At 32.2% G+C, this 19722-nt stretch carries 21 protein-coding genes and 4 tRNA genes; 9 read left to right on the top strand and 16 right to left on the bottom strand.

Features of this window, described 5'->3' with window-relative positions; all coding sequences use genetic code 11:
- The first annotated feature begins 17 nt into the window (after window positions 1-17).
- From QLQ96_RS00375 to QLQ96_RS00360, 4 genes are all read left to right on the top strand, one after another.
- The gene (locus QLQ96_RS00375; protein WP_482493734.1) at window positions 18-1391 is read left to right on the top strand and encodes a DNA recombination protein RmuC; all 1374 of its coding nucleotides are present in this window, start codon (window positions 18-20) and stop codon (window positions 1389-1391) included.
- Between the two features lie 63 nt (window positions 1392-1454).
- On the top strand, window positions 1455-2003 hold the full coding sequence (locus QLQ96_RS00370) for an acyl-CoA thioesterase (RefSeq protein WP_095929541.1): 549 nt from the start codon (window positions 1455-1457) through the stop codon (window positions 2001-2003).
- A gap of 40 nt (window positions 2004-2043) precedes the next feature.
- Entirely contained in the window at window positions 2044-2439 is a 396-nt protein-coding gene (locus QLQ96_RS00365) for a VOC family protein (protein ID WP_482493733.1), read from the top strand.
- Between the two features lie 242 nt (window positions 2440-2681).
- Window positions 2682-3248 (top strand): YceI family protein, encoded by a 567-nt coding sequence (locus QLQ96_RS00360; protein ID WP_482493731.1) that lies wholly within the window; start codon window positions 2682-2684, stop codon window positions 3246-3248.
- A gap of 3 nt (window positions 3249-3251) precedes the next feature.
- Here the strand turns inward: QLQ96_RS00360 and QLQ96_RS00355 are convergent, their stop codons facing one another.
- On the bottom strand, window positions 3252-4163 hold the full coding sequence (locus QLQ96_RS00355; RefSeq protein WP_482493729.1) for a TIGR01777 family oxidoreductase: 912 nt from the start codon (window positions 4161-4163) through the stop codon (window positions 3252-3254).
- A 98-nt stretch (window positions 4164-4261) separates the two neighbouring features.
- Between QLQ96_RS00355 and QLQ96_RS00350 the strand changes: the two genes are divergently transcribed.
- On the top strand, window positions 4262-4921 hold the full coding sequence (locus QLQ96_RS00350; protein WP_482493727.1) for a TetR family transcriptional regulator C-terminal domain-containing protein: 660 nt from the start codon (window positions 4262-4264) through the stop codon (window positions 4919-4921).
- A complete protein-coding gene (locus QLQ96_RS00345; protein WP_482493725.1) occupies window positions 4921-6225 on the top strand; it encodes an ABC1 kinase family protein in 1305 nt (434 codons plus the stop codon). Before QLQ96_RS00350 ends, QLQ96_RS00345 begins: the two co-directional genes overlap by 1 nt.
- A 206-nt stretch (window positions 6226-6431) precedes the next feature.
- Here QLQ96_RS00345 and QLQ96_RS00340 read toward each other — a convergent pair whose 3' ends face one another.
- The 7 genes from QLQ96_RS00340 to QLQ96_RS00310 all read right to left on the bottom strand — a co-directional run bounded on the left by QLQ96_RS00340 (window position 6432) and on the right by QLQ96_RS00310 (window position 13204).
- A complete protein-coding gene (locus QLQ96_RS00340; protein ID WP_482493723.1) occupies window positions 6432-7730 on the bottom strand; it encodes a cryptochrome/photolyase family protein in 1299 nt (432 codons plus the stop codon).
- Window positions 7731-7962: 232 nt separating this feature from the next.
- The gene (locus QLQ96_RS00335) at window positions 7963-8430 is read right to left on the bottom strand and encodes an SRPBCC family protein (protein WP_482493721.1); all 468 of its coding nucleotides are present in this window, start codon (window positions 8428-8430) and stop codon (window positions 7963-7965) included.
- Between the two features lie 136 nt (window positions 8431-8566).
- Window positions 8567-9007, bottom strand: coding sequence for a sterol desaturase family protein (locus QLQ96_RS00330; RefSeq protein ID WP_482493719.1), 441 nt, complete (start codon window positions 9005-9007; stop codon window positions 8567-8569).
- 230 nt (window positions 9008-9237) lie between these two features.
- The gene (locus tag QLQ96_RS00325) at window positions 9238-10077 is read right to left on the bottom strand and encodes a phytoene/squalene synthase family protein (protein ID WP_482493717.1); all 840 of its coding nucleotides are present in this window, start codon (window positions 10075-10077) and stop codon (window positions 9238-9240) included.
- A 4-nt stretch (window positions 10078-10081) separates the two neighbouring features.
- Complete coding sequence (locus QLQ96_RS00320; RefSeq protein ID WP_482493715.1) at window positions 10082-11548, bottom strand: phytoene desaturase family protein; 1467 nt, start codon at window positions 11546-11548, stop codon at window positions 10082-10084.
- A gap of 38 nt (window positions 11549-11586) precedes the next feature.
- Complete coding sequence (locus QLQ96_RS00315) at window positions 11587-12486, bottom strand: MerR family transcriptional regulator (protein WP_482493713.1); 900 nt, start codon at window positions 12484-12486, stop codon at window positions 11587-11589.
- Window positions 12487-12703: 217 nt separating this feature from the next.
- On the bottom strand, window positions 12704-13204 hold the full coding sequence (locus QLQ96_RS00310) for a tetratricopeptide repeat protein (RefSeq protein ID WP_482493711.1): 501 nt from the start codon (window positions 13202-13204) through the stop codon (window positions 12704-12706).
- Between the two features lie 225 nt (window positions 13205-13429).
- On the opposite strand from QLQ96_RS00310, the gene QLQ96_RS00305 reads away from it, so the two are divergent.
- Entirely contained in the window at window positions 13430-14125 is a 696-nt protein-coding gene (locus QLQ96_RS00305) for a hypothetical protein (protein ID WP_482493709.1), read from the top strand.
- Between the two features lie 67 nt (window positions 14126-14192).
- Here the strand turns inward: QLQ96_RS00305 and QLQ96_RS00300 are convergent.
- From QLQ96_RS00300 to QLQ96_RS00290, 3 genes are all read right to left on the bottom strand, one after another.
- A tRNA-Lys gene (locus QLQ96_RS00300) sits at window positions 14193-14265 on the bottom strand.
- 184 nt (window positions 14266-14449) lie between these two features.
- Window positions 14450-14851, bottom strand: coding sequence for a helix-turn-helix domain-containing protein (locus tag QLQ96_RS00295; protein WP_482493708.1), 402 nt, complete (start codon window positions 14849-14851; stop codon window positions 14450-14452).
- 142 nt (window positions 14852-14993) lie between these two features.
- Entirely contained in the window at window positions 14994-16136 is a 1143-nt protein-coding gene (locus QLQ96_RS00290; RefSeq protein WP_482493706.1) for a DUF6438 domain-containing protein, read from the bottom strand.
- Between the two features lie 348 nt (window positions 16137-16484).
- Here QLQ96_RS00290 and QLQ96_RS00285 point away from each other — a divergent pair, with 348 nt between their 5' ends.
- Window positions 16485-17498 carry a hypothetical protein gene (locus tag QLQ96_RS00285; RefSeq protein WP_482493704.1) on the top strand — a complete coding sequence of 338 codons (1014 nt, stop codon included), beginning with the start codon at window positions 16485-16487 and terminating at the stop codon, window positions 17496-17498.
- Between the two features lie 225 nt (window positions 17499-17723).
- Here QLQ96_RS00285 and QLQ96_RS00280 read toward each other — a convergent pair.
- The 3 genes from QLQ96_RS00280 to QLQ96_RS00270 form a co-directional block, all read right to left on the bottom strand.
- Window positions 17724-17806, bottom strand: a tRNA-Leu gene (locus QLQ96_RS00280).
- Between the two features lie 43 nt (window positions 17807-17849).
- A tRNA-Lys gene (locus QLQ96_RS00275) sits at window positions 17850-17922 on the bottom strand.
- A gap of 40 nt (window positions 17923-17962) precedes the next feature.
- Window positions 17963-18035, bottom strand: a tRNA-Lys gene (locus tag QLQ96_RS00270).
- 126 nt (window positions 18036-18161) lie between these two features.
- On the opposite strand from QLQ96_RS00270, the gene QLQ96_RS00265 reads away from it, so the two are divergent.
- Window positions 18162-18680, top strand: coding sequence for a shikimate kinase (locus QLQ96_RS00265; RefSeq protein ID WP_482493703.1), 519 nt, complete (start codon window positions 18162-18164; stop codon window positions 18678-18680).
- On the opposite strand, the gene QLQ96_RS00260 is transcribed toward QLQ96_RS00265, so the two are convergent.
- Both QLQ96_RS00260 and QLQ96_RS00255 read right to left on the bottom strand, forming a co-directional pair.
- On the bottom strand, window positions 18672-19172 hold the full coding sequence (locus QLQ96_RS00260; RefSeq protein ID WP_379701266.1) for a phosphoribosyltransferase domain-containing protein: 501 nt from the start codon (window positions 19170-19172) through the stop codon (window positions 18672-18674). The two genes, QLQ96_RS00265 and QLQ96_RS00260, sit on opposite strands and share 9 nt — an antisense overlap.
- Window positions 19173-19280: 108 nt before the next feature.
- On the bottom strand, window positions 19281-19673 hold the full coding sequence (locus tag QLQ96_RS00255; protein WP_482493702.1) for an RNA-binding S4 domain-containing protein: 393 nt from the start codon (window positions 19671-19673) through the stop codon (window positions 19281-19283).
- Window positions 19674-19722 lie beyond the last annotated feature (49 nt).

Here is a 19722-nt window from a genome sequence, read left to right as displayed (position 1 = left end):
GTAAAATAAACTTAGTTATGTCTGATTATATACCGTTTTTATTAGGTTTTGTTGTTGCGCTTTTCGTGGGTATATACGTAGGAAAAATGCTTTCTACGTCAAAATTTCAGTCAGAAAAACTTATTTCTGAAGAAAGATTAAATGCCTTAAACGGTCAATTGCAAATGCAGAAAGAGCAGTTTGAAAACGAAAAAAATAATTTGCAGAAACAATTGCAATTAAATATTGTTGAGAAAGAAAATATTCGAACAGAAAAAGACAGTTTGGCCATTCAGCTTTCTAAAAAAGAAGTTGATTTTGAAAATTTATGGGAACGCCATAAAGAACAAAAAAGCGAAATCAACGAGCTTCAGGAAAAATTTACCAAAGAATTTGAAAACCTTGCCAATAAAATCTTAGAAGAAAAATCGGCAAAGTTCACCGAACAAAATACTGTAAACATGAAAAATATCCTGACGCCTTTGCAGGATAAAATTCTGGTGTTTGAACAGAAAGTAGAACAAACTCATAAAGAAAGTATCGATTATCATGCGGCGCTTCGTCAGCAGATTATTGGTTTGAGCGAAATGAACGCGCAAATGAGCAAAGAAACCTTAAACCTAACTAAAGCATTAAAAGGCGACAGCAAAATGCAAGGGAATTGGGGCGAATTGGTTCTAGAACGTGTTTTAGAAAAATCGGGATTAGAAAAAGGAAGAGAATACGAAGTGCAGCAGAGTTTTACCAATAGCGAAGGAAATCGAGTTTTGCCAGATGTTGTGATTAACCTCCCTGACGGTAAAAAAATGATTGTCGATTCTAAAGTTTCGCTTTCGGCTTATGAAAAATGGGTAAACGAAGAATCGGAACTTTTGAAAATAGAGTTTCTTAAAGAACACGTTATTTCTATAAAAAGGCACGTCGATCAATTGGGCAGTAAAAATTATCATGATTTGTATCAAATGGAAAGCCCAGATTTTGTTTTGCTTTTTATTCCGATGGAGCCTGCTTTTGCAATTGCTTTAAACGAAGATCCTTCTTTATATACAAAAGCATTTGACCGAAATATTGTAATTGTAACGCCAAGTACGCTTTTGGCTACGTTAAGAACAATTGATAGTATGTGGACCAATCAAAAGCAACAAGAAAACGCCTTAGAGATTGCGAGACAAGCTGGAGCATTGTATGACAAATTTGAAGGTTTTGTGTCTGATTTAGTTCGAATTGGAAATAAAATAAAAGATACCAAAACAGAATACGAAAGCGCCATGAATAAATTGGTCGACGGAAAAGGAAATTTAATTTCGAGCGTTGAAAGATTGAAAAAAATGGGAGCAAAGGCAAAGAAGTCGCTTCCAGAAAATATTATTGCAAGAGCTCTGAATTCAGATGAAAATGAGTTATTAAATTAAAGAGAAGAAAGAAGAAAGACTGAATAGAATACAACTAATCAAAAAAATACCAAAAACAAAAACATGAGTACAGATTTTAAACCCGTTTCATCATCAAAAGTTAGCATATCAGAATTAATGTTGCCTTCGCATACCAACTTTAGCGGGAAAATTCACGGAGGATATATTTTACAATTATTAGATCAGATTGCTTTTGCATCGGCATCAAAATTCAGCGGAAATTATTGTGTTACTGCTTCTGTAGATACGGTGAACTTTCTTAAACCAATTGAAGTTGGCGAATTAGTAACCATGAAAGCTTCTGTAAATTACGTCGGAAGAAGTTCTATGGTGGTCGGAATTCGTGTAGAAGCAGAAAACATTCAGACAGGAGTTATCAAACATTGTAATTCATCTTATTTTACAATGGTTGCAAAAGATAAAGAAGGAAAAAGCGTTCAGGTTCCAGGATTGATCTTATCAAATTTGCAGGAAGTACGCCGTTTTAGAAAAGCAATAAAACATATCGAAGTTCGAAAAGAAGTTGAAGAACACGAAAAATTGGCTAATATCAATTCAATCGAAGATTTGGCAAGTCTAGAAAAGTATAATGTTCTTTTAGAAATTAGCTAAATTTTCTTATATTTATTTAAAACATTAAATATTAGAAAATATGGTCAAGTTCGGATATACTATTTTATACGTTGAAGATGTTGAAGAATCTATTTCGTTTTACGAAAATGCATTCGGTTTTTCGAGAAAATTTATCACGCCAGATAATGATTACGGCGAATTAATTACGGGAGAAACGACACTTTCATTTGCTTCGAAAAATTTGGCTTCAAAAAACCTGCCTGATGGTTTTGTTGAAAGCAGTTTAGAAGATAAACCTTTTGCTATAGAAATTGGTTTTATAACAGAGAACGTGCCTGAAGTTTTACAGAAAGCAACTTCTTTCGGTGCAGTCATCGTTTCAGAACCAGTAGAAAAACCATGGGGGCAAGTTGTGGCGTACGTAAGAGATTTAAATGGTTTTTTGATTGAGATTTGCACAGAGGTAAAAGGTTGATTGAGCAATCATTTTTACATTTCACAATTTTCATTTTACTGCAAAAAAACATTCACAAATATTTAGCATAAGTTCCAAAACTTTGCGTGTAAAAATTCCGTAACTTTAAGTGTAATTATATTGATTACGGAATTTTTTCACTGGGTATTGCCGTTCGATTTTTCAGATTGACTAGAATGTGGTTTTTTATTTTCTTCTAATCAAAAAAATGGAATGACATAATTGTTTAAATGCAGACGATTATGAAAACAACTACTTTATTATTTTTACTTTTTACCGCTTTATCTGTCATTGCCCAAGACAAATTTTTCACTAATACTGGGACAATAAACTTTGAAGCGTCTGTTCCTTTGTTTGAAGAAGTCAGAGCCGTAAATAGACAAGTTGCTATACTTTTAGAGCCTAAAACAAGTACTTTTATCTGTACTGTTATCATCAAAGATTTTCGTTTTAAATTGGATCTCATGCAAGAGCATTTCAATGAAAATTATATGCAGAGTAACCGTTATCCTAAAGCTGTCTTTAAAGGAAAGATTGAAAAATTTGATTTGAAAGATATCAATGAGGTTGAAAAACAATACCAAATAAAAGGGAAGCTTTATTTACGCGGAAAATCAAAGGAAATTATTGTAAATGCTTTAATAAAAAGGGTTCCAGAAGGAATTCAAGTCATTTCAGATTTTCCGATTGCTGTATCAGATTTTAATATTAACATTCCAAATACGATTGCGGGAAAAATTGGAAAAACGGCCAACACAGAACTGACAGGTGTAGTACGCAGTGATGAGGCAATGTTGACATTAAAGTAAAATTTACTTCATGCAATTGATTAGGGTTTTTTCTAAATCTGTAAATTGAAACTCAAAACCTGTTTCCTGAATTTTTTGTGAAGAAACACGAGTTCCTGTTAAGATTGCAATGCTCATTTCGCCTAAAAGAATTTTTAGAAAAAATGGTGGCAATTTAGGAAGCCAAATCGTGTAATCAAATAATTTGGCAAAGGTTTTAGAAAATCTGGCATTCGTTGTATTGTCTGTTACACAAGCGTTGTACGGACCTTCTAATTTTGTGTCTTTAATACTTTTCAGATAAATCTGGCATAAATCTTCAATATGAATCCAAGGCAGATATTGTTTGCCTGAGCCAAGTATTGCTCCAAAACCAAATTTAAAACTTGGAGTCAATTTTTTTAAGAAACCTTCATCTTTCCCTAGAACAATACCAGTTCTAATTTTGACTGTTCGAATGTTTAAAGAACCTATTTTATCTGCTTCACTTTCCCATTTTTGGCAAGTAGTGCCTAAAAAGTCATTTGCAGGAGGATCGTTTTCAGTAAAGATTTTATGGCTTGTAACGGCACCATAAATTCCAATTCCTGAAGCAGAAACAAAAGCTTCCAGTTTTTTATTGTTCTTTTCTAAAATAGAATAAATCATTTCTACCGGTTGTACACGGCTTTCAATAATGGCTTTTTTACGTCTTTTGCTCCATCTTTTCTCAACTATTCCTTCGCCTGCGAGATGAATAATATAATCGGCATTCAGAATTGCATTTTTATCAATGTAGTTTTTCTTTATGTTCCATTTATAGTAAGTAACTCTTGGAGTATTTTCTTTATCAGAACGACTCAAAATGGATACAGAAAAGCCTGCTTCGATTAGCACATCTGTTAAATGTTTTCCGATGAAACCAGTTCCGCCAGTTAATAGAACATTTTGAGCCATAATAGTTTATAATATATTTAACAGTGTATAGTGTTTAAGGATTAGTAAAGGTACTTAAACAATGTTTACCTTTATGGCAAATTCTAAATTTTAATAACATGACGACTAAAAAAAAGGTAATTACCAAAGATGATATCGTTTCAAAATATATGGAAGAAGTTCTAGAAAAAGGTCAAAAACCAAAATCGGTTTATCATTTTGCCAAAGAAAATGATTTTACTGAAGCTGAGTTTTATGCTTTCTTCGGAACATTAGAAGGTTTAGAAAAAGAAATATTCCGACTGTTTTTTGAAAATGCAGTGAATCTTCTTCACAAAAATGAAGAATATCAAGGTTATGATATGAAGAATAAAATGCTGAGTTTTTATTTTACTTTCTTCGAAATCCTAACAGCCAACAGAAGTTATGTTTTGCAATCGCTTAAAATTGACCGAAACCCGTTGAAAAACCTGGTTCAGTTGACAACGCTACGAAATAGTTTTAAAGAATATGTTGCTGAAATTTTAACCGACGATTACAGATTAGAACAAGAAAGATTTCAAAAATTTCAGGAAAAAGCCATTCAAGAATCTTCGTGGTTGCAATTAATGATGACCATTAAATTCTGGATGGAAGATGAATCTCCTGCTTTTGAGAAAACCGATATTTTTATCGAAAAATCAGTTAATGCTTCATTTGAATTGATGAATGTTGCGCCGATGAATCATCTAATTGATTTTGGAAAATTTTTGTTTAAAGAAAAAGTACACAGCAGATAATGAAAACAATTGACTATATCCCAACTTCAAAAATTGAAAGAGCGGGAAAATTGGTTCAAACTGGAGCTAAAATTGGCGTAAACTATGTAAAGCATTATGCCGAAAAAATGGTTAACCCAGATTTGACTCGTGATAAATTAAACGAGAACAATGCAGAAGATATTTACGACGGACTAAAAAGCTTAAAAGGAAGTGCCTTAAAAGTAGCTCAAATGCTAAGTATGGACAAGAACTTCCTGCCTCAAGCTTATGTGGAGAAATTTTCTTTGTCGCAGTTTTCTGTTCCACCACTTTCTGCTCCTTTGGTTTTAAAAACTTTTAAAAGTAATTTTGGTAAAACTCCGTATGAGATTTTCGACGAATTCAATCCGAATTCTGTAAACGCGGCAAGTATCGGTCAAGTGCATTTGGCTAAGAAAAACGACAAAAAACTAGCGGTTAAAATTCAATATCCTGGAGTTGCCAATAGCATTTCGTCAGATTTGGCTTTGGTAAAACCAATTGCGATTCGAATGTTTAATCTGCAAGGAAAAGATTCTGATAAATATTTTAAGGAAGTCGAAGACAAACTGATTGAAGAAACTAACTATTTGTTGGAATTAAAACAAAGTCAGGAAGTGGTTGAAGCTTGCAGTAAAATAGAAAATATCAATTTCCCAAATTACTATCCAGAATTTTCATCAGAGAAAATCATTACAATGGATTGGATGTCAGGAATTCATCTTTCTGAATTTACCGCTAAAAATACCGATCAAGAAATTGGCGATAAAGTAGGTCAGGCGCTTTGGGATTTTTACATGTATCAAATTCATGTTTTGAGAAAAGTTCATGCAGATCCGCATCCTGGAAACTTTTTGGTTGACGATCAGAATCAATTGATTGCGTTGGATTTTGGTTGTATGAAACAAATTCCAGAAGAGTTTTATACGCCTTATTTCGAATTGATCAATAAAAATGTGATTACAGACGAAAAGCTTTTTAATGAGAAATTATTCGAATTAGAAATCCTTCGCCAAGACGATACGCCAGCAGAAATTGAATATTTCACCGAAATGTTTCATGATTTATTGTCACTTTTCACGAAACCTTTTCAAAACGAAACTTTCGATTTTGCCGATGAAAAATTCTTCAATGCAATTGCCGAATTAGGAAAACGTTTCTCAGAAGATACAAATCTGAAAAAAATGAACGGAAATCGCGGCTCTAAGCACTTTATTTACATGAATCGTACTTTCTTTGGTTTGTACAATTTAATGTTTGATTTGAAAGCTAAAATTGTAGTTCAAAATTATTTGAAATATTAAGGTTTTAAATTCCAATATTTAAAAATCCAAATTCCAATGTTTAACTTGATTGGAATTTGGATTTTTTTTGTTTCAATTTTTAGATCACATCTAGTATGTCTTCCTGAGCGAAGTCGAAGGACTGCAAAGTGAGGACACACAGAATGGATGCAGCATGCGGTCCTTCGACTTCGCTCAGGAAGACAAAGATTGTGTCAAATTGGAATTTATTTAGCAATAATTCCCGCTTTATAAGTTGCAATCGCACGATCTCTAGCAAAAGCGTGATCAACCATTGGTTCGTTATAGCCAAGATCAAATTCAGGAATCCATTTGCGGATGTATGCTCCTTTTTCGTCAAATTTCTTTTGTTGAATTTCAGGATTGAAAACCCTGAAATACGGCGCAGCATCGCAACCTGTTCCAGCTGCCCATTGCCAGTTACCTACGTTTGAAGCCAATTCAAAATCTAGAAGCTTTTCTGCGAAATACGCTTCGCCCCATTGCCAATTGATTAGTAAATGTTTGCAAAGAAAACTTGCCACAACCATGCGAACGCGATTGTGCATATAACCCGTTTCGTTTAATTGTCTCATTCCTGCATCGACCATTGGATATCCGGTTGTTCCAGAACACCAGCGTTTGAAATCTTCTTCGTTATTTCGCCATTGAATTCCGTCGTAATTAGACTTGAAATTATGATTCACGCAATTCGGAAAACTGAACAGAATCTGAATAAAGAATTCTCTCCATATTAATTCGCTCAAAAAAGTCTGATTTTTTCTATTTGCCCAGTTTACTAATTTTCGAATGCTTACCGTTCCAAAACGCAAATGCGGAGAAAGATAAGAAGTGCTGTCTAAAGCTGGAAAATCTCTAGTTTCTTTATAATTCGTAATTTGAGTTAAGTTATGAGGCTGTACTTTTATGGAGCTTCTTTCAAAACCGATTTCTGCTAATTCTGGAAATTTAAATTTGTTTTTAAAGAAATTAGATTGAAATGGAGTCGAATCATATTCTGAAGCTGATCCTGAAAGATGATATTTCTCCAGCCATTTATTTTTATAAGGTGTGTAAACGGTATAAGGAAGTCCGTCTGCTTTTGTAATTTCTTTTTCTTCGAAGATTACGTGGTCTTTAAAAGAGAAAGATTCGATGCTATTTTCTTTTAATAAAGATGAAATTGCAATATCACGTTTAATAGCAAATGGCTCATAATCTTTATTGAAGAAAACGTTTTGAATGTCAAATTCTTCGATCAATGATTTCCAAACGTCTTTTGTTTTTCCTTTTTTGATTAAAATGGAAGAATCGATTTTGCTTAATTCTGAATTTATTTTTTCAAGTGAATCATAGATGAAAGTTACTCTGGCATCGTTTTTTGGAAGATGTTCTAAAATATCTTCGTCAAAAATGAAAAGTGGAATTGCTGGAAAATCAGATTGTAAGGCGTGAAATAATCCTGTATTGTCTTCTAATCGCAAATCGCGTCTAAGCCAGAATAAAGTAACTTTTTGTTTTGTCATTTGTTGTTTTTATTTTTTAAACACATAGAAACATAGATTTTATTTTTCTTTTGAAGAGTTTAGAAAGAAACTAGTTTCTAAGACATAGCTATGTGTATTTATTTGAGTGAAACGTCTTTTTTTCTCAATCCAAATTTTATGATTCTATGTGTTTAAATTTTATATTTTTTTGCCACAGATTAACACAGATTAAAAAGGATTTTAATCTGTGTTAATCTGTGAAATCTGTGGCTTATTTTTTAAAATTAAATAATTCTTCGATTTTATTAAATCTATAATCGAAAATACTTTTGAGTTTGTTTTTTACGACCAAACGGTTCATGATTCTTCCTAGAATTCCGAATGGTAATGCGTAATGTACAATGTCGGTCATTTTGGTTCCTCCGTCTGGTGTTGGTTCAAAGAAATGTTTGTGATGCCAAAGTTTGTAAGGTCCGAATTGTTGAATGTCTACAAAATACTCATTTTCTTTGCAAGCTGTAATTTCAGTAACCCAAGACATTTTAATTCCGAATAGCTGTTTTAAAGTGTAGGTAATAATCTGTCCGTGATACATTCGTTTGCCATCGTAATCCTGAATTTGGAAATTCATATTGTCGAGCGTAATGGTCTGTAGGTTTTTCGGACTTGAGAAAAAATCCCAGCAATCTTCTACGCTTGCATTGATATTTTGTACGGTAACTATCTTATATAATTTCATAATCACAAATCTTTCTTGAAATACGTGAGCGTTAGGGGGTGAAGTGGAGCTCTTTTTGTGGCAGGCTTTTTTGCCTGACATAAAAAAGCGGGAACGGAACACCCGATCCGCCGCGGTGGAAAACGCCCAAATAATGCTACATTTTATAATATTTGAGTGGTACGAACAACATTCCGAAACATTCTCCTTGTTCTTTGTTGAGGTGTTTATGGTGAATTTTATGGGCTTTACGGAGTCCGATGAGGTATTTGTTTTTGGTGTTTTTGAACCATTTAAAACGCTGATGGATTAACACATCGTGAATTAGGAAATAACAAACGCCGTAAAGCGTGATTCCGCAGGCAATAAAAAACAAATAATTGAATCCGCCTTGAACGCCAAAATAGAATAAAATAATACTCGGAGTGGCAAAAATGACGAAGAAAATATCGTTGCGCTCAAAGGTGTTTTCGTATTTCGGTTGGTGATGATCGGCGTGAAAATACCACATAAAACCGTGCATGACATATTTGTGCGTAAGCCACGTTACACATTCCATGAGAAGAAAAACGCCTAAAAAGATTAAAAAAGAAATCATTTTATAAATGTTGAGATTTTAAAATTATCGTTTTATTGGTTTTGAGTTTAGCTTTAAATTATAAAAGATTGACTCAAAAGAGTTTTGTTGTTTAGTCTAAAATTATCACAATCTTGTCATTTCGACGAAGGAGAAATCACACAAGAAGCTCCGTATTATCAAGAACCAATCTTTGTCGATCTGCTAGTGTGATTTCTCCTTCGTCGAAATGACAAAACTGTACGCTTAATTTATACCAACTTCAATTTATACGTCACAAAAGACTGCGCCAAAAGTCCTGCTTTTGTGTAATTAGAAACCCGAATTCTGGAGTTCCCAATTTCGTAATAAGGTGTGTTTTTTAATTTCTTGAGCAGTTTTTTATAATAAACATAAGCAGTATAAACTCCGAATTTAGCCTCGATCGGAAGTTTTACAATTCCTTGATAAGCAATTCTAAAATCTTCTTCAATTTCTTTGATGATTTGATTTTTAGAATCTTCGGTAAAATTATTCAGATTAATGCCAGGAAAATAAGTTCGATTTAAAATCAAATTATCATCTTTTAAATCTCTCAGGAAATTTACTTTTTGAAAAGCAGAACCCAAACGCATGGCCTCGTTTTTCAGTTGTTCGTATTTATGTTCTTTTCCAGAAACAAAAACTTTCAAACACATTAAGCCCACAACATCGGCCGAACCGTAAATGTAATCGATGTATTCAGTTTGAGTTTGATAATTCGATTTTATCAAATCCATTTTCATGCTTTTTAGAAAAGCCTGAACGAGATCGTCGGTGATATTATATTCTTTTACCGTGTGCTGGAACGAATTCAAAATTGGATTTAAGCTGATGCCCAATTGCATTGCTTTGTAATATTCCTTTTCGAAATCTTCGATAAGATATTCTTTTTCATAATCGTGAAAGGAATCTACAATTTCGTCAGCAAAACGAACAAATCCGTAAATGCTGTAAATGGCATCGCGAATGCTTGGTGAAAGCATTTTTACAGCGAGCGAAAATGAAGTACTGTAATTTTTGGTTACCAGTTTGCTGCATTTGAAAGAAACGGCGTCGAATAGTGATTTCATTTTTTTAAGATCTAAAAGATTTTTGAATTAATTCAGCTGCGAGTTTTCCTGAAATTAAAGCAGGCGGAACACCTGGGCCAGGAACGGTTAACTGTCCTGTAAAATATAGATTCTTGACTTTTTTGCTTTTTAATTTTGGTCTTAAAAAAGCCGTTTGCAATAGGGTATTAGCCATTCCGTAAGCATTTCCTTTGTAAGCATTGTAATCGGCGACAAAGTCATTTTTGCAGAATGATCTCTTAAAGATAATGCTATTTTTTATCTTTTGTTGCGTAAGTTCTTCAAAACGAGTAAGTATCTTTTCGAAATATTCTTCTCGTAAGGTTTCATTATCTTCGATTCCAGGTGCAAGCGGAATTAAGAAAAATCCAGATTCCATTCCGTCAGGTGCTGCAGTCGCATCTGTTTTGGATGGGAAATTGGCGTAGAATAACGGAGCATTTGGCCATTTTGGATTATCATAAATATCGGCAGCGTGCTGATTAAAATCGACATCAAAAAATAAGGCATGATGCGAAATGTTTTCTATTTTTTTATTGAAACCCACAAAAAATAGAAGGGAAGATGGAGCAAAAACTCTGCTTTTCCAATATTTTTCAGAATACATTCGGTGTTGTTTCTCTAGTAAAGTTTCAGAATGATGATAATCGGCACCGCTTAAAACAATATCAGCTTTTATGAATTCACCATTAATAACAATTCCTGTTGCGGTTTTGTTTTCAACGATTATTTTATCAATCGGTGAGTTAGTTTTGATGGTAACGCCAAGTTCTAACGCCATTTTTTCGATTCCTCGAATGACATCAAACATTCCAGTTTTAGGATGCCAAGTTCCTAGACCGAAATCGGCGTAATTCATAAAATTGTAAAATGAAGGCGTTTTAGTCGGTTTTGCTCCAAGAAATAAAACTGGAAATTCGAGAATCTGAATTAATCTTTCATTCTTGAAATTTTTACGAATGTCATTGCTTACATTTTTAAAAAACTGATTGAGTTTTAATGCAGTTTCCTTTGTAATTAATTCAAGCGGAGAAACTCCTGGGCGATAAACCAAATCCTTGATTGCAATATCATAATTGCTTTTGGCTTGATCGATAAAGTTTTGCAGTTTCTGACCGCTTCCTTTTTCGATGGTTTCGAAAGTATATTTTATTTCTTCAAGATTATCATAAATGCTGATAAAATCATCCATGCCAAAATAAACCCGATAGGCTGGATTTAATTTTATCAGTTCGTAATAATCGGAAGGTTTTTTGTTGAAATCTTCAAAAAAGCGTTCAAAAACATCTGGCATCCAATACCAGCTTGGTCCCATGTCAAAAGTGAAACCATCTTCTTTAAATTGCCTTGCGCGCCCGCCAATTGTACTGTTTTTTTCATAAACAGTAACTTTATTTCCTTGTTGTGCAAGGTAACATGCGGCTGCTAAAGAAGAGAAGCCTGAGCCTATTATTTGGATAGTTTTTCTCATTTGTTTAACAAATATAAGAAAAACTTAAACAAAAATAATTAAAGCATGTTAATAGTTTCTTCCATCGAATCAAAAACTCTTATTCTGTCTGTCAAGATTTTCTCATCAATATATTCAACCATTTTACCCATAAGCCAGATTTCGTTGTTTTTCTGCAATAATTTCTGTCCCATAGATTTTACATATTGATTAATTACGCTTCTGTCCGGTTGAACAGTCATGAAAGAAACAAACGTAATGTTCTCAAAATGTTTGGTTAAATCTTGTAAGTTTTCAATGGGCATGCTTTCTCCTAGATAAATAGTTTTATAGCCTTTATCAAGTATTTCGTATTGCAGGTATAATAATCCGATTTGATGAATTTCGTTTAGCGGAAGCGATAAAACAAAAATTCGATCGGTTTTGATTGGTTTTCTAATTTGAAGACTTTCTGTATAAATCAATATTTTCTGCTTGATTAAATGACTCATAAAATGTTCATTCGCAGGAGTAATTGTTTCAGATTGCCATAATAATCCCAACTCTTTTAAAAGAGGTAAAAAATGTTCTTTAAAAACTTCTTTAAACGTTTTTTCAGTAATAAGCCAATCGAATGTATTGAAGAATAATTCTTGGTCAAAATTCATCATCGCCATTTTAAAAGAAGTGATGGCGTAGTTTTGAGAGTTTTTCTTTGAAATTATTTCGCGTACCAGTTGCGGTATTTTTTCTTCAGGATACGTTGCGATTTTAGAAATCTTATAGCCGTATTCGTGCAGTAACGTAATATTTAAAAGTTTCTGTAGGTTCTGAAGATTGTAAAATCGGATATTGGTATCGGTTCGCATTGGTTCAAGGATGTTGTATCTCTTTTCCCAGATGCGTATGGTATGCGCTTTTATTCCAGATAAGTTCTCAAGATCTTTAATGCTGAAAACAGTTTTAATATTGTTTATCATTTTTCGCGATTAAGTCAACAAATGTAAAATAAAATCTTAGATTCGGCATTAAAACTAAATTAAAAAGATAGAGAATTAGGGGTTTACATATTCATAATATATTTTTTACCTAAAATCAGGTATTTATTTTCTAAGAAATATATTACTTTGATAAAAAAAGAAAACAGCCTGAAGATTAAAAAATCTTGACAGACTGTTTTTGTTTTTTAAGTTTTTATTATTTGCAGAAAGTTGCTCTGTTTTTTGAAGCGCTTTGGCTTCCTAATTCGATTGCTTTTGAGAAATCTTTGCAACAATTTTTCTTGTCGCCAATTTTGTTGTAGGCTAAACCTCTTAAATTATAAGCAACATAATCTTTCGGGTTTAAACCTAAAGAAGACGTGCAATCATCAATTGCGCCTTGATAGTTTAGCAATTTGTAGTTAACATTGGCTCTGCCTGTGTAAGCATCTGCATTCATGTCATCTAATTCGATTGTTTTGCTAAAGTCAGCTTGAGCGCCTTTCAGATCGTTTAATTTGAACTTTGCGACACCTCGGTTCTGATAAGCTTCGACAAATTTAGAATTCATGCTGATGGCTTTGTTGTAATCGGCAATTGCGCCTTTAGTGTTTCCGGCTTCAGCTTTTTTCATGGCTTTGTCAAAATAGCCCGTTGCAGATTGTGCCCAGATAGAGCAAGTCATCATCATGAATGATGCTAATAGTAGGTTTTTCATAATACTAATTTGGGATTAGTGGTTTAATTATTTGCGAACGAATTTAAGAAAGTTTTGTTTTCTAAGAAGATTTCTTTTTAAAATAATAAACAGAAAATTTAATTAAAAAATAGTCTTTCATAATAAGTCGTAAAGGGCTGTTTTTATTTCTTTTATTCTAAAATTCAAATAGAAAACAAATAGAGGATTAAATTATTTATACATTCGTTAGAAAATAAATTAACTATGGGATATTGGTGCAGTTTGTATTTGTTTGATGATAAGAAATTTTACAGCGAAGTCGTTCCGCAGTTAAGAGGAGAAATTGGAGATTTAACTGAAGCTATTCGGGAATTTTTAAGATATTATACTACTGGGGGGATTTCTCATTTATCTGAAGAAAAGTTGAATAGTTTAATTGAACAGAATATCCAAAGAGTTGTTTCAATTTCCCAATCCATGGATCCAACTTTTAAAATTCATAGGGAATTCGATAAAATTGTAGGTTATGAAAATCAGAAGCTTTTTTTGAGCCAATTAGGCGGGCATTATGAATTTTGTGAATTCATGCAATACTATTTATTTAAGACTTGTGCTGACTATAATCCGTATTTGGGATTGGGCAAAGGAGGGGTTTCACGAAATTTTACTATTTCTAGCAAAACAGTGGCGTCCAATATTATGGATGAACTTGATGATTTGAATGATTTTTTGTCTGAAGATAGAATGGGAATTACAAATTGGATAACACATGAAGATGTTGAACTTCTTTATCTTGATAAAGAAAATTTGCATTTTGAAGATAGTGAACGGGCAGAATCTTTCTTAAAATTGCTGGATATTGCATATAAGAACAAGCTCGGCTTTGTTATGGGGATAGATATGCGCGAAAGTCAGCTGGAGTTATTATATGAAAATAAATTATTAAAGGGGCATCTCTAATAGGTTCTTTATTTTCAAATATCCTAAAAAGAAAAAAGGCCAAGTAAAATAATTACTTGACCTTTTGTGACCCGACTGGGGCTCGAACCCAGGACCCCATCATTAAAAGTGATGTGCTCTACCGACTGAGCTATCGAGTCATTCATTTCTTCAATGAGGGTGCAAATATAAGGACTTATTTCAGCTTCGCAAGTCTTTTTTGAAAGGAATTTTAAATTAATTTCAATTATATTTCTAAGTACTTATTTTGCAGTGGGATATATTTTTATTTTTTTTATGATTTTGACGATACAGGAATACAAATCACTAATTTTTCTGAATAATTTATTTAATTAGCTTTTCAAGTCTTTGCATCATCTCGTCTTTTTCTTTCAACATACGCTCGTATAAAGCTATTTTTTCTTCGTGAAGTTGAATCAATTTGTCGATTGGATTATTATTAAAAGTTGGGTTGTAATTTATCAAACCTTGAGTATCGTGAAATGTGTTTGAAATAATGTTTATTGCCTGCTCTTCGTTAAAGCTTTGAAACGCTTCAACGGGAATTTTTAATACTTCTGAAATTTGCTTTAGAAGATTAACATCAATTACATCTTTTTGCTCCAGCATAGAAATTTTCTTTTGGTTCCAGTCTTCTCCCAGATCATAAGCCAATGCTTCCTGCTTTATATTAAGCATTTCTCTAAAACGTTTTACATTTCTTCCTTGATGTATTTTCTGTTCCATAATGAGTATTTATTTTCTAAAGGCTCTAAAGATAAAGCCATGCAAATTAAAAAATCTGATTTTCAAAGATAAAAAAATATCTTGCAAATTACCCATTTGTAAGATATTGCTTCTTTTTTAAAATGTTTTATCTGGTCTCTTATTAGTCGTATTTGCCTTTTGATCTGAATTTTGTGATGAAATTGTTTTCTTTCAGGAAGTTATAATCAATATCAATAGTTTTGTTTTTGAATTTGAAATATCTTCCGTCAGTGTAAACTATTTCTTTTTTATCTTGATCATTCCAGAATTCGATATAATATTTGTGTTCAAACGCGTCAGTTGTTTCTTTGCCTTTAAAAATCTCTGTAAATAAATAATAGCTTTCCGATTTTGTCAAATCATAAATCTGGTTTCCTTTTTTGAAACTGATTCTCCAAATTGGAAATAAAAGGTTTTCTTTTTTTAGAGGAGTCAATTTTATTTGTTGGTATAAGTATCGAACAGGAATAGATGCCCAAATTAGAGCTTCAGGAGATTGTCTTCCATAATCACTAATCGATTTTACAATTTTGTTGTTTTTAATGAATGTTATGGTAACCCTTTGATCGTCTGTCCAGTTTGCTTCATAATGGTCTTTAAGATTCATTATGTCAGCTTTCTTAAATCTATTTTGAATTTCTTTATATTGAGGTTTAGTAATTTTAGATTCGAAAAAGCCATTTTGAGTATTATAATCTTCGCCATAATATAAGACATTGCCATTGTTTTCAATGCTGATGTCTAAAATAGGGCAAGAACCAAAACAACCTGAAGATGAAACTATAATTTGATCGTAATTCTCATTTGGATTGATCTTGTATTTCGTCCTTGCGTATTTTGCAAAGATGCTATCTTCTACTTTTGTTGTTAATGTATCTCCAAGAATAGATTCTATTTTTTGATTTTCCCAAGTTTTGCTTCCTAAATCAAAAATTTTCAAGCTATCATTTTCGATTTTATATTTAGTAGTGGTTCCTAAAAAATAAGTCTTTCTGTCGTCCCATTCTTTTGCTTCAGTCATTTTAAAGTATCCAGATTTATACTCTGCTATATTGTTTTCTGAAAAGATATACCCTTGTTTAGGAGAGTCAAATGGAGGAGGAGGTGGGATATTAGGATTTTTAGTCCTTGGCTTTCGCTGATCATCTGTTTTAACATAGATCCATTCGCCAAGAATATCTTTTTCAAATTTTTTGTCATTATTGGTCTGGCAAGAGTATAAAATAAAAAATAGTGCGAGGTATAATACAAGTGTTGGCTTCATATATTTATTTCAATTATTGTAATTTTTGGTTTGCAGTAATGTAAATATAGTCGATTTTGAAAGTAGTTTTTAAAGGAAGGTTTAAAACTAAAAAAAGCGGAAATCTTAAGTATAAAGATTTCCGCTTTAAGTGACCTTGATGGTGCAGGATTCGAACCATATGTTAGAAGATTTAATAATTTTAAATGATTATGTAACTACCGATTTGATTTCTTGTGCAATAAAAATCCTATTTTTGATAACAAAAGAATAATATTTCTCAGAAATAGCAATCCAATTTTGGCTTATATGCATCAGACATTGTCAGATTGTATACAAGTTGATGGCAATACTAAAAGAAACTAAAAATTGACTGAAAATTATCCTATCACTAAAAAGAAAAAATACTATTGGAAATACCATTTTTTTGGTTTGCTATTATTTTTATTAATTGCAACCCTAACTTTTGTTAATTATGCACCTAAAAACAATGCAAAAAACCTTTGTTTAATTTTATTTATAATGTCTCTCATAGGCATAGTTTTAATTTTACTCAATCTATTTTCAGTTAAAAATTATTGCTTTACAAAAAATGAATTAATTGAGACATCATCCTTCATAAAAAATAAAAAAAAAGTATATAATCTGGATGAAATTGATGGATGGACAGAAAAACAATATAAAGGGAAATTTGAAAATTGGGAAGAAATAATAGTATATTTTAAGAATGGAGAAAAAAGAAAAATATCAAGCGACTATTTTGAAAATTATTTTGAAATAAAAAACAAGATTGCGTTAATCAAAAATAGAGATACGCAAAAAGAGAAATTAATCGAAAAAAGAATAAATAAAGAACTAGCAATTGCTTTTTTTATTATTTCACTTTTATTTTTTTATTGGGCTTACGATGCATTGCAAGTTGAGAATATTAAAAGTAATGATATTTTTGTCTTAAAAGATAAAACATCGGAGAGAATAAAATTAACTAGTGGTAAACATAAATCTATTGAGATAAAATTAGAAATGTATCCTGATTTAATTTTTAGAATAAGTGGAAATGATGCTATGAAAGCAACTTATGTCAAAAAATTAATCGAAGAAGTAAAAATAGGAGATTCAATTTTTATAGGAATAAACAAATCAGATTACAGACAAAAGTTAATAAAAATTGATTCTTTGACATTTGTCGATAAATATTTTTTTAATGAAAATATTAGCGTAGAAAGTGTGAAATCTGTAAAATCTGATTATCTAAAATTATCCGACAATAATTTGAGTAAATCTAAAAATAAATCTTGGAATTTTGGATGGTTTTTTGCGTTTGGTATATTTTTTCTTTTGATGTCTATATTTGGTTGGAGCAAAGAATATATAAAAGACTAGCGCCAACAGCAAATACAGCGAATTTAGCTAATAAGTCCAAAAAACAAACTTTAATGGCTTTATGGTCTGAAAAAGAATTGTAAACCTTTACATATCCATGATGGGCTTCGAACCAGAATGTCTTTAAATATAGGTTCTTACAAAACTAGAAGAAAATGTTAAAAATTTTAGAACCAGAAAAAAAGCCTGCAAAATATAAACTTTGCAGGCTTTTCATTTTTATAGTGACCACGGTGGGATTTGAACCCACACGCCCTTACGAGCACCACCCCCTCAAGATGGCAAGTCTACCGTTTCTCCACGTGGCCTAAAAAGAAAAAAGGTCGAGTAAAATAAATTACACGACCTTTGTGACCCGACTGGGGCTCGAACCCAGGACCCCATCATTAAAAGTGATGTGCTCTACCGACTGAGCTATCGAGTCATTGCTTTCAAGAAATTTAATTTGTTAATCACAAAATTTGTGACCCGACTGGGGCTCGAACCCAGGACCCCATCATTAAAAGTGATGTGCTCTACCGACTGAGCTATCGAGTCATTTAATTTCTTGAATGCGGGTGCAAATATAAGGAGTTTTTTTTGAAGTTTCCAAGCTATTTTATCATAAATTTGTCTTTTTTTTGGAAAAGTTTCCAAATGCTTAGTTTATAAGGTTTTATTAATATGAAAAAAATTGTGTTATTAGGTTATATGGGCTGCGGAAAGTCTACTATTGCCCAAAATTTGTCAAAAATTACAAATATTCCGTTCTTAGATTTAGATAAATGCATCGAAGAAAGAGCAAATTTATCCATAAATGAGATTTTTGAGAAGCATGGAGAAGTCTATTTTCGAAAATTAGAACACCAAATGTTTGTCGAATTGCTACAATCTTCAGAAAATAATATTATTGGTCTTGGAGGAGGAACTCCATGTTACGCAAATAATCATGAATTATTAAAAGGAGACGATGTTACCTCTATATATTTAAAAGCTTCAATTGATACCTTATATAATAGATTGGTTCATAACAAAAGCAAACGTCCTTTGATTGCTAATATGAATGAGGAGGAAATGAGGGAGTTTATCGCGAAACATTTATTCGACAGAAGTTTTTATTACAATCAGGCAAAACATAAAGTTTCGGTTGATGATAAATCTGTCGAAGAAACGGTTCAGGATATTTTAGAAATATTAGCTTAAAGAAGCATAATCGCCGTTTTCTGAATTGAAAACAACTTGAACATGCTCTAATAAAGAAGTAGAAAGCGAAATTCCTTTGAAATCTGCTTTTACTGGATATTTTTTATGATTTCGGTCAACAAGTACTGCTGTTTTGAATTTTTTAAGAGGAACGTCTAAGAAATGACGAACAGCATAGATTAATGTGGTTCCTGAGTTCAAGACATCATCAACTAGAACTAATCCTTTGTTTTTGTATTCTTCAGGGCTTAATGAAGTTTGTATCGCTTCTTGCGGATTTTGTTTGTTTACTTTCACTTCGCAAATAGAAACCTTTAAGGTAGAAATGCTGCTAAGTGCCGAAGCAATTTTTTCGGCAAAAACAAATCCGTTAGAAGCAATTCCTGCAATAACGACTTCTTCTTCGTTTACAAAAGTCTCGTAAATTTGATAAGCGATACGTTTTATTTTATGATCGATTTCCTGATTGGTTAAGATTATATTGCTGCTCATAATATATTTTTTTGCTAAGGTAAATAATTTAAATTCCAATTTTGAAAAATCCAAATTTCAAACTTCATGAAACAAGAATGAAATTTAAATTTGTCTTATTTGGAATTTTTAATTTTCGTCTTGATCATCATCTTGAAAATCGTCTCCGTAATCGTCAATATCTCTTCGGTCTTTTTTAGTCGGACGCCCTGCGCCAGTTCTTCTAGAGTGTTCTTTAGATAGTTTTAGCATTTCTAAATGTGCGAAAGCTTCTGGAGGAGTTTCGTTTTTTTGATAGGTATCTACCAATTTTGCTCCAACGCGATTTTGCGGAATGTCTAAAACCGTTATGATTTGTGTAATTTGATCTTTTCTAAAGGTAATCTTATCAGTAGGAAAAACTTCTTTTGAAGGTTTTGCAACCTGCCCGTTTACAGTGATTTGATTCTTTTTGCAAGCCTCTGTAACCATGTTTCTAGTCTTGTAATAACGAACGCACCACAAGTATTTATCTATTCTCATAATTTTTCTAAAATCCAAGTTAAATTCTTTACAAAAATAAATCAATATT

The sequence above is a fragment of the Flavobacterium sp. B167r genome (genome assembly GCF_056824315.1).
Note: the sequence above shows the minus strand (reverse complement) of the source record. Positions and strands in the feature narration are given on the sequence as shown.

What these genes read in the sequence shown, in the direction of transcription:
- QLQ96_RS00375 (WP_482493734.1), top strand. Translation starts at nt 18, where the DNA reads ATGTCTGATTATATACCGTTTTTATTAGGTTTTGTTGTTGCGCTTTTC.
- QLQ96_RS00370 (WP_095929541.1), top strand. Translation starts at nt 1,455, where the DNA reads ATGAGTACAGATTTTAAACCCGTTTCATCATCAAAAGTTAGCATATCA.
- QLQ96_RS00365 (WP_482493733.1), top strand. Translation starts at nt 2,044, where the DNA reads ATGGTCAAGTTCGGATATACTATTTTATACGTTGAAGATGTTGAAGAA.
- QLQ96_RS00360 (WP_482493731.1), top strand. Translation starts at nt 2,682, where the DNA reads ATGAAAACAACTACTTTATTATTTTTACTTTTTACCGCTTTATCTGTC.
- QLQ96_RS00355 (WP_482493729.1), bottom strand. Translation starts at nt 4,163, where the DNA reads ATGGCTCAAAATGTTCTATTAACTGGCGGAACTGGTTTCATCGGAAAA.
- QLQ96_RS00350 (WP_482493727.1), top strand. Translation starts at nt 4,262, where the DNA reads ATGACGACTAAAAAAAAGGTAATTACCAAAGATGATATCGTTTCAAAA.
- QLQ96_RS00345 (WP_482493725.1), top strand. Translation starts at nt 4,921, where the DNA reads ATGAAAACAATTGACTATATCCCAACTTCAAAAATTGAAAGAGCGGGA.
- QLQ96_RS00340 (WP_482493723.1), bottom strand. Translation starts at nt 7,730, where the DNA reads ATGACAAAACAAAAAGTTACTTTATTCTGGCTTAGACGCGATTTGCGA.
- QLQ96_RS00335 (WP_482493721.1), bottom strand. Translation starts at nt 8,430, where the DNA reads ATGAAATTATATAAGATAGTTACCGTACAAAATATCAATGCAAGCGTA.
- QLQ96_RS00330 (WP_482493719.1), bottom strand. Translation starts at nt 9,007, where the DNA reads ATGATTTCTTTTTTAATCTTTTTAGGCGTTTTTCTTCTCATGGAATGT.
- QLQ96_RS00325 (WP_482493717.1), bottom strand. Translation starts at nt 10,077, where the DNA reads ATGAAATCACTATTCGACGCCGTTTCTTTCAAATGCAGCAAACTGGTA.
- QLQ96_RS00320 (WP_482493715.1), bottom strand. Translation starts at nt 11,548, where the DNA reads ATGAGAAAAACTATCCAAATAATAGGCTCAGGCTTCTCTTCTTTAGCA.
- QLQ96_RS00315 (WP_482493713.1), bottom strand. Translation starts at nt 12,486, where the DNA reads ATGATAAACAATATTAAAACTGTTTTCAGCATTAAAGATCTTGAGAAC.
- QLQ96_RS00310 (WP_482493711.1), bottom strand. Translation starts at nt 13,204, where the DNA reads ATGAAAAACCTACTATTAGCATCATTCATGATGATGACTTGCTCTATC.
- QLQ96_RS00305 (WP_482493709.1), top strand. Translation starts at nt 13,430, where the DNA reads ATGGGATATTGGTGCAGTTTGTATTTGTTTGATGATAAGAAATTTTAC.
- QLQ96_RS00295 (WP_482493708.1), bottom strand. Translation starts at nt 14,851, where the DNA reads ATGGAACAGAAAATACATCAAGGAAGAAATGTAAAACGTTTTAGAGAA.
- QLQ96_RS00290 (WP_482493706.1), bottom strand. Translation starts at nt 16,136, where the DNA reads ATGAAGCCAACACTTGTATTATACCTCGCACTATTTTTTATTTTATAC.
- QLQ96_RS00265 (WP_482493703.1), top strand. Translation starts at nt 18,162, where the DNA reads ATGAAAAAAATTGTGTTATTAGGTTATATGGGCTGCGGAAAGTCTACT.
- QLQ96_RS00260 (WP_379701266.1), bottom strand. Translation starts at nt 19,172, where the DNA reads ATGAGCAGCAATATAATCTTAACCAATCAGGAAATCGATCATAAAATA.
- QLQ96_RS00255 (WP_482493702.1), bottom strand. Translation starts at nt 19,673, where the DNA reads ATGAGAATAGATAAATACTTGTGGTGCGTTCGTTATTACAAGACTAGA.